Here is a 13655-nt window from a genome sequence, read left to right on the forward strand (position 1 = left end):
AAAAGGGAAACTTCATGAAATTCACTGACTGGAAAGTCCGCTCTTGGCTAGCGCTGGCATTTGGCACGCTTGTAGTTCTTGCGGCCGCGTCCGCCGCGTTGTCCTTACGTAGCCTGGCCTCCATTCAGGACAACCTCGAAGACATCGTGCAGGACAACAATGTCAGGCTCCAGTTGAACAACAGCATGTCGGAATCCGTGCACATCGTTGCACGGGTGATTCGCACGGCAGCACTGCTTGAAAGCAAGGAAGACGTCACCCAGGAGCTGAAAAAGGTGACGCAGGCGCGCGATGCTTATGACAAGAGCTGGGCCTCTATACAAGCAACACCAGCCGAAGGTGCGGGCAAAGCCCGTCGAGCCACGACCGAGCAAACCGCGCAGGTAGCGCGGGCCTTGAACAGCCGCGTCATCGAGTTGATCCAGGCCAGCAAGAAAGGCGAGGCCACGGCCTTGCTTTTGCGCGAAGCCGGTCCGGCGACAGAGCGCTGGCAATCTGCCATCGACGCCAGCATTGATGCGCAGGAGAAAAACAATCAACAGCAATTTGTCGATGCGCAGTCGGACTATGCGGCGGCCAAGACGACCATGCTCATGGTCAATCTCGTCATTGTTGGCATAGCCGTGATTCTTGCCACGCTCATCACCCGCGGTCTGACCCGGGCACTGGGCGCTGAACCCGGCGATGCCGCCGGATTGGCGCATGACGTCGCCAGCGGAGACCTCACCACGGCTATCACTCTGCGACCCAATGACAGCATCAGCATGATGGCCCAACTTCGCACCATGCAGCGCAGTCTTGCCGATGTCGTGACAACCGTCCGACAAGGTTCGGACGGCGTGGCTACAGCCTCCTCGCAGATCGCACAGGGCAATCACGACCTGAGCCAGCGCACCGAAGAGCAGGCCAGCGCCTTGCAGCAGACGGCCGCTTCGATGGAGCAGTTCAGTGCGACGGTCAAGCAGAACGCGAGCCATGCGCGCGAGGCCAACGAACTGGCGCTGCGCTCCAGTCAGGTCGCCCAGAAGGGCGGCCAGGTGGTCGGGCGCGTCGTGGCAACGATGCGCGGCATCAGCGAGAGTTCGCGCAAGATCAGCGACATCATCAGCGTGATCGACGGGATCGCCTTTCAGACCAACATCCTGGCGCTGAACGCCGCTGTCGAAGCGGCGCGCGCGGGCGAGCACGGTCGCGGCTTCGCCGTCGTGGCGACCGAAGTGCGCACCCTCGCCGGCCGCTCCGCGTCGGCCGCGAAGGAAATCAAGACGTTGATCGGCGCGAGCGTACAGCAGGTCGAACAAGGCGCGCAGCTGGTTAACGAGGCAGGCCAGACGATGTCGGAACTGGTCGACTCCATCCGGCGCGTCACCGAGTTGATGGGTGACATCACGGTGGCCAGCAACGAGCAGAGCCAGGGCGTTCAGGAAATCACCGAAGCCGTAACCCAGATGGACCAGGTGACGCAGCAAAATGCGGCCTTGGTCGAGGAAATGGCCGCGGCCGCGGGCAGCCTGCAATCCCAGGCCGATCATTTGGTGCAGGCGGTGGCGGTGTTTCGGTTGCCAGGGATGGAGCCGCAAGGCGCCTATTCCAGGGCGAAATCAAGTTTGCATAGAAAGCCAGCCTTGCTCGTCCAGGTCGGATACCTTGCTGGGAAGCACTGACGCATTTCGATATCGTCAGGCTCTTTCTCTTTCTCGCACGTCTGGGCGAGTGAGCGCTTGGCCATGGGCACTTGCTGCGGCGTCCATTGGCTGGTCCTCTAAAGGGGCCCCATCAGGTTGACGGCGGCACTTGCGCTTCCTTTGTTTTCTTCGCCATGTACATCGCGGCATCTGCATGGATCATCAGATCCTCCAACTCGAGTCCATCGTCCGGATAAACGCACACCCCGATGCTGGCGGAAACCACCAGTTGCCCAGTGCTCAACTGCATCGGCGTGGCAATGGCCGCGGCTACCTTTTCCGATACGAGGTGAGCCGCCGAAACATCAGCGATGTCGGTCAATAAGATGACGAACTCGTCCCCGCCGTAGCGGCTCACCGTGTCCACATCCCGGATCGAGGCCTCCATCGATCGGGCGGTCTGCTTGAGAACGGTGTCCCCCACCGCATGGCCGAGGGTGTCGTTAATTGCCTTGAACTTGTCCAGGTCTATAAACAGCAGGCCCAGTCGGTTTTGGTGCCGCTTGGCGTGCGCAATGGCCCTCACGAAGCGGTCATTCAGCAGCGCCCGGTTGGGCAGCTGTGTGAGCGCGTCGAGCTCTGCCGCGCGCGATAGCGCGGTCAACTCCTGCGCGACCTGCTCGGCATCGGCCTGGCTTTGCAAGGCGGTGACAACCAAATGCGCGTTGGCCTCCACCAACTGCTGGCTGATGCCGGGTTCGATTTGCGCTCTGGCATCCTGCAACTCGGTGCGCAGTTCAGCCAGCAGGCCGCGCGCGTTGTCGATTTGCAGCGCCAGCTCGTTCATCTCCTGCGACGTCGTACGCAGGACTGTGGCGACCTGCGCCATGGCACAAGCCACCGGCTCCGCGTGTGCCTCGCGATCCGTGTCAGACGGCGGCATCGCGTTGCTCGCCAGTGCCGTTTTTGCAGGGGGCCGGTTGCCGCGTGGGGCGCGCGCTCAACAGGCCTTCGTAGCCTTCTACCGGCTCTTCGATGTGGAGGCCATCGTCGCGGATGCTGAACAGGCGCATTTCATCGGAGTGCGAGCTGGCGCGGATTTTCACCACAGAGATCATGCGACGCAGCCGGCTGTCGATCTCGATGTAGCGCTGCATGATGATGGCATCGGTCAAAAATGCCGTGCCGTAAGGGCTGAAGCGGAGGTCCGTGTGGCGGTCTTCCAGTTCGGACGTCATGAGTACCGTGACCCCCGTGCTTGCCAATGCAGCGACCATGTGCGACAACGATTCGCGAAAGTCCTGCTTGAACGCGGGGGCCAGTGCCAGTTCGAACCCCGATAACGAATCGATTACGACTCGGACGGCCTTCAGGCGTTCGATCTCGGCAACAAGCTGATGCACGATCTCCTCAATCGATAGATCGGCTGCGCGGCTGTCCACGATGCCGACCAGCCCTTGCGCAATGAGTGCGGCGACGACAGGGTTGCGTGAGCCGCTGGGCTGCTGCTCGAAGGCGGCGATCACGCCAGTTTCTCCCTGCCGTGCGCCCTCGGCGAGAAAGGCCGCCGCCAGAATGCTCTTGCCCGAGCCTGAGGGGCCCGCTACCAACACCGAGTAGCCGCGTGGCAAGCCCCCGCCCAGCATCGCATCGAGCTCCGGCACACCGATGGACAGACGGTTCGTGCGGCCCACCGGCTCGTTCTGCAGAGCCCCAGTCTTCCGACCCTGCCCCACGGGGGCAAAGACGCAGATGCCCTCGCGTCCGATGCGAAAGGTGTGAAGCCCTGCCAGCGTGGACTGGCCACGCATCTTCAGAATTTCCATTTTCCTGACCACGGAGTTACGCTGCACGCTTTGGCACAGCGAAATGACCCCGTCCGCCACGGTGCTGACCGGATTGGCCTCGGTTTTGTTGAGGTACTCGCCGATCAGGAAGGTCGTCGCCTGCCAGCTTGTCATCAGCATGCCCAGCTGATGAACAAACTGTTGAAGTTCTGCCTGTGATTTGCCGTGCACTTGGCTGGACAGCACGACGGAGCGAAATGAGTCGATGAAGACGAATGCAGGATTCTGCTTTTGTACTTCCTCGGTGATGCTCCACAGAACCGTGTCCAGGTCTCCCTTTACGGTTGCTTCGGACAGGTTGATGAACCGGATCGCGTGATTCACCTTCTCGCTATCGAAAAAATCGAACTGCTGTTGGTAGCGCAGCATTTTCAACGGCGGCTCACCCAATACCGTGAAATACAACGCCGGGCGCTCCGGCGTGGCCAAGGCAAACATGATCTGGTGCGCCAACGTGGTTTTCCCCGAGCCGGGCTGGCCCGCAATCAAGTTGAAGGAGAACTCATTCAGACCACCGCCAAGCACTTCGTCCAGGCCTGGAACTCCAGTCGCCAGTTGCCTGATCTTCACTTTGCTATTCATGTATTGGAGTCCTGAGCGGGCGAGCCGCTGAAGATAGGGGACCATACGGAGCCAAGCAGCCGCTGGGTGAGGGAGGTTCCGATCAGACTGTCCAGCAGCTGATGGAAGGTTTCCAGAGACGCATCGGTGGCAGCGGCTGCAGCATCGGGACTCTGCCGGGCTAGAACGCGTCGCAAGTGCTTGAAACTGACGGATTCCTCACTTTCGTGCGCCTCGATCAGGCAAGGATGTGAACTACCAGCCACGTTGAGGGTGCGGCGATACAACGCGGCCATCCCCCGCCGGCCCAGGAGGGGGGTTAGAACACCGTCGATCTTTTCCCAGCGGGCCACGGCGGCCATGGCGACGAACTGTGCCCGTTCAGCGGCTTGACTTTCAGATTCCGTGGGCGGCATGTGGCTTGTCTTTCACAGATGTCCTGGTTCGCAGGTGCGCTTGAATTTGGTCGTTACAGCACGACCACAGCAGCGGGTTCGTGGCGCAGGCCGTAATCCTTGAGCGGTGCAACAGCCCTGTATGAAGAATGCGGACGCAGGGCTGCTCCGTCTGTGCGCTGCCGCACAAAGTCAAAACGAAGGACATGGGCCACCGCAACTCGCCAGCGTCGCGAACAATTTCCGGTAGCCGGTGGCTATGTGCGATACCGTACAGACCATGGTGCGGCAAATCGGCAACCTCAAAGACTACAACGCGCGAGTTTGTCTGCCTTCGATTTAACCTATGAACGGATTGCCTGTGACCTTGTCCCATCCTGCTTTGCAAAACCAATTACTGGCGGCCCTTCCCAAGGAAGAGTGGCTTCGTTGGTTGTCCGAGCTGGAGTCCGTTGAGCTTCCGCTGGGAATGGTGCTCTACGAGTCAGGTGGCAAAACTCCGTACGTCTATTTCCCGACCGATGCCATCGTGTCGCTGCTCTACGTGCTGGAAGACGGTGCTTCGGCTGAGATCGCCGTGGTGGGGTTCGAGGGGGTCGTGGGCATCTCCATCTTCATGGGGGCTGGGTCAACGCCGAGCCGTGCCGTCGTGCAAAGCGGCGGATCTGGCTACCTGCTGCGAGCCGACGCGGTGAAGGAAGAGTTCGCCCGCTCGGGGCCGGTCATGCACCTGATGCTGCGCTACACCCAGGCCCTGATTACCCAGATGGCCCAGACAGCGGTATGCAACCGCCACCATTCGCTGGACCAGCAGCTGTGTCGCTGGCTGCTGCTGAGCCTGGACCGCTTGCAAGGCAACCAGTTGGTCATGACGCAGGAACTCATCGCCAACATGCTCGGCGTACGACGCGAGGGCGTGACGGAAGCGGCGCTCAATTTGCAGAAGGCCGCGCTGATCAGCTACGCGCGGGGCCATATCCGCGTGCTTGACCGGCCGGGTCTTGAACAGCGCACCTGCGAGTGCTACGGCGTCGTCAAAAGAGAATATGACCGGCTGCTGCCGGGCAACATCGCGACTTAGGCTCTCCCGCCAGAGCCCATGTGCGCTAGCAGACGGTCCGGTCTTCCCGCTGCACTCACACTGGTCCTCCGCACACAGTGAAGGGCCGCTTTGAGAAGACAGGCGGCGCGCCTGTCCGAGGGCGCTGCATGACACGAGCAAAGAAGGCTATGCCAACCACAGAGAACCAATTGATCGAGCGGCTTCCCGAAGCCGCACGCAAGCGACTGCTTGACCAATGCGAACCTTTCAAGCTCATCCTGTCGGACGAGCTGAGCATTCCTGGTACCCCCCTGAGCTATGCTTATTTTCCCCGCGAGGGCTTTGTGTCGCTCGTCGTGGGCGTCGACAAACACCCCTCTCTGGAAGTCGGCATGATAGGGCGCGAAGCCATGCTAGGTGCCGAACTCATCCTGGGGTCTGCCAGTACGCCCTGGCGGGCTTTGGTTCAAGGGGCGGGCACTGGCTGGCGCATCGGTGCCGAGGCGCTGCGCGCAGAATCCGCGAACAGCCCCGCCTTGCTGCATTTGCTCCAGGCCAGCGTATTGGTGCGGCTGCACCAGCAGGCGACAGCCTCTGCATGCGAGCGCTTTCACACCATACGCCCCCGCTTGGCGCGTTGGTTGCTGATGAGCCAGGACCGTTCAGGCACCGACCGCTTTCCCATCACCCAGGAGTTTCTGGCGCTGATGCTGGGAGTGCGCCGCGTTGGAATCACTGTGGCGGCCAGTGAGCTGCAGGAGATTGGACTCATTTCCTACCGACGAGGCGAGATGACGATGCTTAACCGCGGGGGAATGCAAGCCCAGGCCTGTGATTGCTATGCCGCCGACAATGCAATCTACACGGAACTGATGGGCGTTGCGGCATGGCCCGGCACGCCACCGCTTGGCGGTTCAGCGCTTGATCAATAGCTTGTCATGCATCGATAGGCTCCCGGAGGGCAGGTCACATCACCCCTTGATCGTAGAAACCGCTTCCAAGCCGCTGGTGACGAGTGACCTGCGCTGGTTCTTCATCGGGTATTTACGGCGCCTGACGGACTTGGTTCACTGAAGTCCCCAAGCCCTCCACCTGCGCGCGCAACATCTGCGCCACCGCCAGCGCCGTCGCCAACGCCGCCCCCCGGTGCGCCCCGGTAAACGCCACCGCCCTGCCCTGCGCCTCCACGAGCCTCGGCCCATTCCCCACCAGCGCCTCGGCCGCCGCGACCCCCTCGGCCATGTCCGCCACCCGCAGCGCCGCCCCCGCTTCGCACGCCAGCCGCGCCGCCTCGGCAAAGTTGAACGTGTGCGGCCCCGTCACCACCGGGCAGCCGCAGGCCGCCGCCTCGATCAGGTTTTGCCCGCCCAGCGGCGCGTAGCTGCCGCCCAGCAGGGCCGCGTGCGAGAGGCCGTAGTACAGCGCCATCTCGCCCAGCGAGTCGCCCAGCCACACATCAGCGGCGCCGGGCGCCGCGCCCCAGGTGCTGCGGGGCGAGACGGTCAGGCCGGCGGCTTCGATCAGTTCCCGCACCTGGGCGAAGCGCTGGGGGTGGCGTGGCACCACCAGCCATTGCACGGGCAGGCCGGCTGCCGATGCCGCTACCGCTGCGCCGGATACTCCTGAATTGATAGCAACATGCCCTAGTGGAATATGCGCTGGAGGCCGTTTTGACTGCAAGGCCTCCAGCCACATCGCTTCTTCTCCTTCGCGGCTGCTGGCCAGCAGGACCACGCGGCGGCCGGCGGCGTCGCGCCATTCGCGGCCCTGCGCCAGTTGGGCGGCATCAGGCACGACGTCGAACTTGAGATTGCCGAACACGCCCTGCACGCGGGCGCCAGCAGCGCGCAGGCGTTCGGCGTCGGCGTCGGTCTGGGCCCAGGCGGCAGCCAGGCCTGCGTAGGCGGGGCGGGACAGCCACGACAGCCGGCGCGCCCCGGCAAGCGATTGGGCGTTCAGCCGGGCGTTGGCCAGCACCACGGGAATGCCGCGCTGGCGGCAGCCGGCCAGCAGGTTGGGCCAGATCTCGGTTTCCATGAGGATGCCGATCTCGGGGCGGAACTGCTGCAGAAAGCGCCGCACCGCGCCGGGCGTGTCCCACGGCTGCCAGACCTGCACATCGCCGGGCTGAAGCAGTTTTTCGCCCTCGGCGCGGCCGGTGGCGGTGCCATGGGTGAGCAGCAGGCGCATGCCGGGCAGCAACTGGCGCAGCTCGGCCAGCAGGATGGCCGCGGCCCGGGTCTCGCCCAGCGAGACGGCATGCACCCAGACGAAGGGGTTGCCCAGGCCGGTGGTGCTGATGGGCCCCAGGCTGTCCATCGCCTGCGGGTAGTGGCCGAAGCGTTCTTCCACGGCCACGCCGTAGCCGGGCTCGGTGGCGGCGCGGCGGCGCAGCTTGGCGCGCAGCAGCGGCTGGGCCAGCCAGGTGATGGCCGAGTACAGGGCGCGGGCGGGGGTCACTGCCCTGCCACGCCCGCGGTGCCGGGCCGGCCGGGTTGGGTGTGGAGCACGCGGCCCCGCCACCCGTCGTCGCCGTTGCGCTCCGCGATGACCAGGCAGGTGCCCGTGCCCGGGGCGGCCACCACGCACGCGCCGCCCGGCGCCCAGAAGGCGCTGCGGCCCGCGCAGGCGTAGCCGCCGGTGGGCGCGCCGTGGTTGGCCAGCAGCACGGCCATGCCCCACTCGGTGGCGTAGCCCTGCAGCTGCGCGGTCTCGCGCGCATGGGCGCCTTCGGAGATCACCGAGCCGCAGGCGTACAGGGCCGCACCGCCCCCGCGTGCGGCGCGGGCGTGTTTAGGGTGCGTGGTGTCGGCGCACACGGCCAGCGCGGTGGGTTGGCCGGCCAGGGGCCGCACATGGAAATCCTCGGTGCCCGGGCTGGCGAAGGTGTTTTCGCCGGGGTGCAGGTGGCGCTTGCGGTACAGGGCGGCGCGGCCATCGGGCTCGAACACCCAGGCGCCGATGGCCGGCAGGCCGCCCGGCACGGCGGGCGCCACGGGCGCGCCGACCACCACGGCCATGCCGTGGGCGCGGGCGGCCTCGCGCAGCGGCGCCAGCACGGCATCGTCCGCGCCGAGCACATGGCGGGCCGCCAGCTCGAGCTCATAGCCCGTGAGCGACAGCTCGGGGAAGACGAGCAGTTGCACGCCTTCAAGGGCCGCGGCCTGCACCATGGCCAGGTGCGCCTGCACGTTGGCCGGTACATCGCCGGGGAGGGAGATCGACTGCGCCGCGGCCACGGTGTACAGCGGTGGGAACGCGCGGGGATTCAAGGGCGGGTGGTCCGTGAAGCGGGCGGTGGATGGCGGGCGGTTGCTGGCCAAGCGATCAGTGGGCCGCGGCACCCACGTGCGCGTCGGGCTTGACCCGGTGCAGCAGCGCGAGCATGGCCGCTTCGATGCGCGCCAGCGCCTCGGGCGTGTGGCCTTCGAAGCGCAGCACCAGCACGGGCGTGGTGTTGCTCGCGCGGATGAGGCCGAAGCCGTCCGGCCAGTCCACGCGCAGGCCGTCGATGGTGTTGATCTCGGCCGGGGCGGCGAAGGTTTCGGCGGCCAGGGCCTGCAGTTCGGCGGTCAGGCGGTGGGGTTCGCCCTCGGCGCACGACACGTTCAACTCGGGCGTGGAATGGCTGGTGGGCAGGCCGTTCAGCACGGCGCCGGGGTCGCTTTCGCGGCTCAGGATTTCGAGCAGGCGGCAGCCGGCATAGGTGCCGTCGTCGAAGCCGAACCAGCGCTCCTTGAAGAAGATGTGCCCGCTCATCTCGCCGCCCAGGGGCGAGTCGAGTTCCTTCATGCGCGCCTTGATGAGCGAGTGGCCGGTCTTGTACATGACGGGTTGGCCGCCCGCTTCGGCGATGGCGGGCGCCAGGCGCTGGGTGCACTTCACGTCGAAGAGGATGTGGCCGCCGGGCACGCGCGAGAGCACGTCGCGGGCGAACAGCATCATCTGGCGGTCGGGGAAGATGTTCTGGCCGTCCTTGGTGACGATGCCCAGCCGGTCGCCGTCGCCGTCGAAGGCCAGGCCCAGTTCGGCGTCGCTCGACTGCAGCGTGGCGATCAGGTCGCGCAGGTTCTCGGGCTTGCTGGGGTCGGGATGGTGGTTGGGGAAGTTGCCGTCCACCTCGGAAAACAGCTCGATCACCTCGCAGCCCAGCGCGCGGAAGATGCCGGGGGCCGAGGCGCCGGCAATGCCGTTGCCGCTGTCCACCACGATCTTCATGGGGCGGGCGAGCTTGACGTCGGAGGTGATGCGCTCCACGTAGGCGGGCAGCACGTCGGCCTGGCGCACGCGGCCGCCTTCGGCCAGCTTCCAGCTTTCTTCTTCCATGGTGCGGCGCAGGGCCTGGATTTCTTCGCCGTAGATGGCGCGGCCGGCCAGCACCATCTTGAAGCCGTTGTAGTCCTTGGGGTTGTGGCTGCCGGTGACCTGGATGCCGCTGTGGCACAGGGTGTGGGCGGCAAAGTAGAGCATGGGGGTGGTGGCGGGGCCGATGTCGATGACCTCGATGCCGGCGTCCACCAGCCCGGCGATCAGCGCGGCGGCCAGCGAGGGGCCGGACAGGCGGCCGTCGCGCCCCACGGCCACCACCGTCTGCCCTTCGGCCCGCGCAGCGGTGCCGAAGGCGCGCCCCAGGCCCCGGGCCACTTCGTCGTTCAGGGTGCTCGGCACGATGCCGCGGATGTCGTAGGCCTTGAAGATGGCGGGCGTGGGCTGCACAGGGGGTTCCTTCGCGGTTCGGGAGAAATCGCGGGGCGCGGCGGGCGCATGGTGCGCTGCGGCGCCCCTTCTCGTTGGACGGGGTCGCGGCATTGTAGGCGCGGGGTCGGGCGCCGCCGGGGCCGCGGCGCGTAGGCCGGCGCCGCATCTTCGGCCGCGCCGGGCGCGTCGCCGGCGCGTCAGGCACATGTCCGGAAACGGCCAGCGCTGCCCTATCGCCGGCCTATGATGGCCCTCCAATGACTACCCCCCGCCCTGCCCTGGCCACCGACGCCGACGATGCACGCTACCGGGCGATGGCGGCGCGGGATGCACGCTTCGACGGGCGGTTCTTCACCGGCGTGACCTCCACCGGCATCTACTGCCGGCCGGTGTGCGCGGTGCGAACGCCGCGGCGCGAGAACTGCCGTTTCTTCGCGCTGGCCGCCCAGGCCGAGAGCGCGGGTTTTCGGCCCTGCCTGCGCTGCCGGCCCGAACTGGCGCCGCGCGCGCTGGCCTGGTCGGTGCAAGATGCGCCCGACATCCTGGTGCGCGAGGCGCTGCGCCTGCTGGAGGGCGAAGGCGCCTGGGAGGCCGCGGCCACCGGCCCGTCCCCCCTGCAGCGCCTGGCCGCCCGGCTGGGCGTGAGCGACCGGCACCTGCGCCGCATCTTCGAGACGGCCCTGGGCGTGTCGCCCCTGCAATACCTGCAGACGCGCCGCCTGCTGGCCGCCAAGCAGTTGCTGACCGACACCGACCTGCCCGTCACGCAGGTGGCGCTGGCCAGCGGCTTCGGCAGCGTGCGCCGCTTCAACGCGGCGTTTGCCGGGCACTACGGGCTCAATCCCACGCAGTTGCGCAAGACCGGCGCCGGCGCGGCGGCGGGTGGCGCCAGCAGCACGGTGCGCCTGGCCTACCGGCCGCCGCTGGACGTGCCGGCCCTGCTGGCGTTTTTCGCCAAGCGGCAGATCCATGCGGTGGAGTCGGTGTCCACCGAGGGCGAGCAGGCCCTGCGCCGCACGGTGCGGCTGGTGGTGGGCGGGCAGGTGCATGCCGGCTGGCTGAGCGCCCGGTTCGACCCCGACCGCCCCCAGGTGCTGCTGCAGACCAGCGACAACCTGCACCCGGTGCTGCCGATGGTGATCGCGCGGGTGCGCGCCCTGCTCGACCTGGACGCCGACCCGCAGGCCATCAACGCCGTGCTGCACGGGGCCTTCCCCGAGGGCGACGGGCTGCGCGTGCCCGGCGCGTTCGACGGGTTCGAGCTGGCGGTGCGCGCCGTGCTGGGCCAGCAGATCACGGTGGCTGCCGCCCGCACGCTGGCGCAGCGGCTGATGGAGCGCTTCGGCGAGCCCATCGGCACGCCCTGGCCCGCGCTGACGCGGCTGTTCCCCTCGCCCGCGGTGCTGGCGGGCGCAGCGGGCGATGCGCTGGGCCAGCTGGGCATCGTGCGCCAGCGGCAGGCCGCCATCGTGGCGCTGGCGCAGGCGGTGGACAGCGGGCGCCTGGCGCTGCACGGCGCGGCCGATGTGACGGCCACCACGGCGGCGCTGTGCGAGCTGCCGGGCATCGGCGACTGGACGGCGCAGTACATCGCCATGCGCGCGCTGCGCTGGCCCGATGCGTTTCCGGCGGGCGACGTGGCGCTGCACAAGGCCCTCGGGGTGCAGGGCGAGCGGCGCGCGGCCCAGGCGGCCACGGTGGCGTCGCAGGCCTGGCGGCCGTGGCGCAGCTATGCGGTGATCCGCGCGTGGACGCTGGGCGGGGCCGTGGCACCCACGGCACCCGAACCGCCCTCACTATAAAAACAATAGCAATGTGCCGGCGTTTCGATTGCGCTGGAGCCCTTTTTTATTGGATACCCCATCATGCAGTTCCATCCCCTCACCGTGCAAAGCCGCACGCCCACGCCGTTGGGCGATGTGCGCCTGTCCGCCTCCCCGCTGGGCCTGTCGGGCCTGTGGTTCGACGGCCAGCGCCACCAGCCCGAGGCGTTGCTCGGCGGCCCCGGTGCCTGGCCAGTGGACGACGCCCATCCGCTGCTGCTGCGCGCCGCAGCGCAGCTCCACGAGTACCTGGACGGCCGGCGCACCCGCTTCGACCTGCCGCTGGACCTGTCGGGCGGCACGCCGTTCCAGCAGGCCGTGTGGCAGGCGCTGCTGGGCATTCCCTGCGGCGCCACCACCAGCTACGGCGCCCTGAGCCGCCTGCTGGAGCGCCCGCTGGCCGTGCGCGCCGTGGGCGCGGCGGTGGGCCGCAACCCGGTGAGCGTGATCGTGCCGTGCCACCGCGTGGTGGGCGCGGCGGGCAGCCTGACGGGCTATGCCGGCGGCCTGCCGCGCAAGGCGTGGCTGCTGCAGCGCGAGGGCGCCATGCCCTCTGCTGGTGGGTGGCACGACGGCGGCCCCGGCAAGCTGCCGCTGTTTGGCAGGGAGACGCACATGGCCGCCGCAGGGGCCGCGGCATGAGCGCGCGGGCATCCGCCGCGCCCGGGGCCGCGCCAGGCACCGCACCCAAGGCGTGGCTGGGCGAATTCATCTTGCTGTCGGCGCTGTGGGGCGCCTCGTTTCTGTTCATGCGGCTGGGTGCGGCGGAGTTCGGCGCATTGCCTGCCGCGGGCCTGCGCGTCGGGTTGGCCACGCTCTTTTTATGGCCGATCCTGCTGCGCCAGGGCCAGTGGCCGGCGCTGCGCCAGCACTGGCGGCCGATCATGCTGGCCGGGGTGGTCAACTCCGCCATTCCGTTCGCGCTGTTCGCCTGGGCGGTGATGCATCTGGCGACCGGGCTCACATCCATCCTGAACGCCACGGTGCCGCTCTTCGGTGCGCTGGTGGCCTGGGTGTGGCTGGGCGACCGCATCACGCGGCTGCGCTGGCTCGGGCTGGCGCTGGGGTTCATCGGCGTGGCGCTGCTGGCCTGGCGTGCGCCGGCAGGCATGGGTCTCAAGACCGGGCATGCCGGCTGGGCGCTGGCCGCCTGCCTGCTGGCTTCGTCGTGCTACGCGGTGGCGGCCAGCTTTGCGCGGCGCTATCTCACCGGCATTCCGCCGCTGGCCACCGCGACCGGCAGCCAGTTGGGCGCCACTTTGGGCCTGGCGCTGCCGGCCCTGTGGTTCTGGCCCGCGCAGGCACCCGGCCTGCGCGCCTGGGCCGCAGTGGTGGCGCTGGCGGTGCTGTGCACCGGCATTGCGTACATCCTGTACTTCCGCCTGATCTCGCACGCCGGGCCCAGCCGGGCGCTGGCGGTGACCTTTCTGGCGCCGGTGTTCGCGGTCTTCTACGGCGCGGTCTTTCTGCACGAGGCCGTCACGCCGTGGATGGTGGGCTGCGGGATGGTGATCGTTTGCGGCACGATGCTGTCCACCGGGCTCATCGGGCCGCGGCGGCGCACGGGTGCGGGCTAGGCCAGGGTGAGGTAAGCCCGTGGATCGGGCGCGGCCCAGGCGCCCCTGCGCGTTCCGCTCCGCAGAAGCTTCCACTCGGCCCTCCGT

At 67.4% G+C, this 13655-nt stretch carries 12 protein-coding genes; 6 read left to right on the forward strand and 6 right to left on the reverse strand.

Annotation, left to right across the window (positions count from 1 at the left end; all coding sequences use genetic code 11):
• Window positions 1–14: 14 nt before the first annotated feature.
• Window positions 15–1664 (forward strand): methyl-accepting chemotaxis protein, encoded by a 1650-nt coding sequence (locus M5C98_RS11910; RefSeq protein WP_272552990.1) that lies wholly within the window; start codon window positions 15–17, stop codon window positions 1662–1664.
• A gap of 112 nt (window positions 1665–1776) precedes the next feature.
• Here M5C98_RS11910 and M5C98_RS11915 read toward each other — a convergent pair whose 3' ends face one another.
• From M5C98_RS11915 to M5C98_RS11925, 3 genes are read right to left on the reverse strand one after another with little or no spacing between them, the layout of a single operon-like run.
• On the reverse strand, window positions 1777–2514 hold the full coding sequence (locus M5C98_RS11915; protein WP_272552992.1) for a diguanylate cyclase domain-containing protein: 738 nt from the start codon (window positions 2512–2514) through the stop codon (window positions 1777–1779).
• Between the two features lie 40 nt (window positions 2515–2554).
• Window positions 2555–4054, reverse strand: coding sequence for an ATPase domain-containing protein (locus M5C98_RS11920; RefSeq protein WP_272552994.1), 1500 nt, complete (start codon window positions 4052–4054; stop codon window positions 2555–2557).
• Entirely contained in the window at window positions 4051–4449 is a 399-nt protein-coding gene (locus tag M5C98_RS11925) for a hypothetical protein (RefSeq protein ID WP_272552995.1), read from the reverse strand. Before M5C98_RS11925 ends, M5C98_RS11920 begins: the two co-directional genes overlap by 4 nt.
• A gap of 346 nt (window positions 4450–4795) precedes the next feature.
• Here M5C98_RS11925 and M5C98_RS11930 point away from each other — a divergent pair, with 346 nt between their 5' ends.
• Both M5C98_RS11930 and M5C98_RS11935 read left to right on the forward strand, forming a co-directional pair.
• Window positions 4796–5509 (forward strand): Crp/Fnr family transcriptional regulator, encoded by a 714-nt coding sequence (locus tag M5C98_RS11930; RefSeq protein ID WP_442867266.1) that lies wholly within the window; start codon window positions 4796–4798, stop codon window positions 5507–5509.
• A 149-nt stretch (window positions 5510–5658) separates the two neighbouring features.
• The gene (locus M5C98_RS11935) at window positions 5659–6402 is read left to right on the forward strand and encodes a Crp/Fnr family transcriptional regulator (protein ID WP_272553258.1); all 744 of its coding nucleotides are present in this window, start codon (window positions 5659–5661) and stop codon (window positions 6400–6402) included.
• A gap of 112 nt (window positions 6403–6514) precedes the next feature.
• On the opposite strand, the gene M5C98_RS11940 is transcribed toward M5C98_RS11935, so the two are convergent.
• The 3 genes from M5C98_RS11940 to M5C98_RS11950 are packed head-to-tail and all read right to left on the reverse strand — an operon-like array spanning window position 6515 to window position 10186.
• On the reverse strand, window positions 6515–7930 hold the full coding sequence (locus M5C98_RS11940; RefSeq protein WP_272552997.1) for a 3-deoxy-D-manno-octulosonic acid transferase: 1416 nt from the start codon (window positions 7928–7930) through the stop codon (window positions 6515–6517).
• Window positions 7927–8742: a carbon-nitrogen hydrolase family protein gene (locus M5C98_RS11945; RefSeq protein ID WP_272552998.1), complete on the reverse strand. Its 816-nt coding sequence runs from the start codon at window positions 8740–8742 to the stop codon at window positions 7927–7929. The genes M5C98_RS11940 and M5C98_RS11945 overlap by 4 nt, the downstream gene beginning before the upstream one ends.
• 55 nt (window positions 8743–8797) lie before the next feature.
• Window positions 8798–10186 (reverse strand): phosphomannomutase/phosphoglucomutase, encoded by a 1389-nt coding sequence (locus tag M5C98_RS11950; protein WP_272552999.1) that lies wholly within the window; start codon window positions 10184–10186, stop codon window positions 8798–8800.
• Window positions 10187–10425: 239 nt separating this feature from the next.
• Here M5C98_RS11950 and M5C98_RS11955 point away from each other — a divergent pair, with 239 nt between their 5' ends.
• The 3 genes from M5C98_RS11955 (at window position 10426) to M5C98_RS11965 (ending at window position 13568) form a co-directional block, all read left to right on the forward strand.
• Window positions 10426–11970, forward strand: coding sequence for a DNA-3-methyladenine glycosylase 2 family protein (locus M5C98_RS11955; protein WP_272553000.1), 1545 nt, complete (start codon window positions 10426–10428; stop codon window positions 11968–11970).
• Between the two features lie 63 nt (window positions 11971–12033).
• Window positions 12034–12633, forward strand: coding sequence for a methylated-DNA--[protein]-cysteine S-methyltransferase (locus tag M5C98_RS11960; RefSeq protein ID WP_272553001.1), 600 nt, complete (start codon window positions 12034–12036; stop codon window positions 12631–12633).
• Window positions 12630–13568: a DMT family transporter gene (locus tag M5C98_RS11965; RefSeq protein WP_272553002.1), complete on the forward strand. Its 939-nt coding sequence runs from the start codon at window positions 12630–12632 to the stop codon at window positions 13566–13568. The genes M5C98_RS11960 and M5C98_RS11965 overlap by 4 nt, the downstream gene beginning before the upstream one ends.
• The last annotated feature ends 87 nt before the right edge of the window (window positions 13569–13655 follow it).

This window comes from Acidovorax sp. NCPPB 3576, from assembly GCF_028473605.1.
Lineage (GTDB): Bacteria > Pseudomonadota > Gammaproteobacteria > Burkholderiales > Burkholderiaceae_C > Paracidovorax.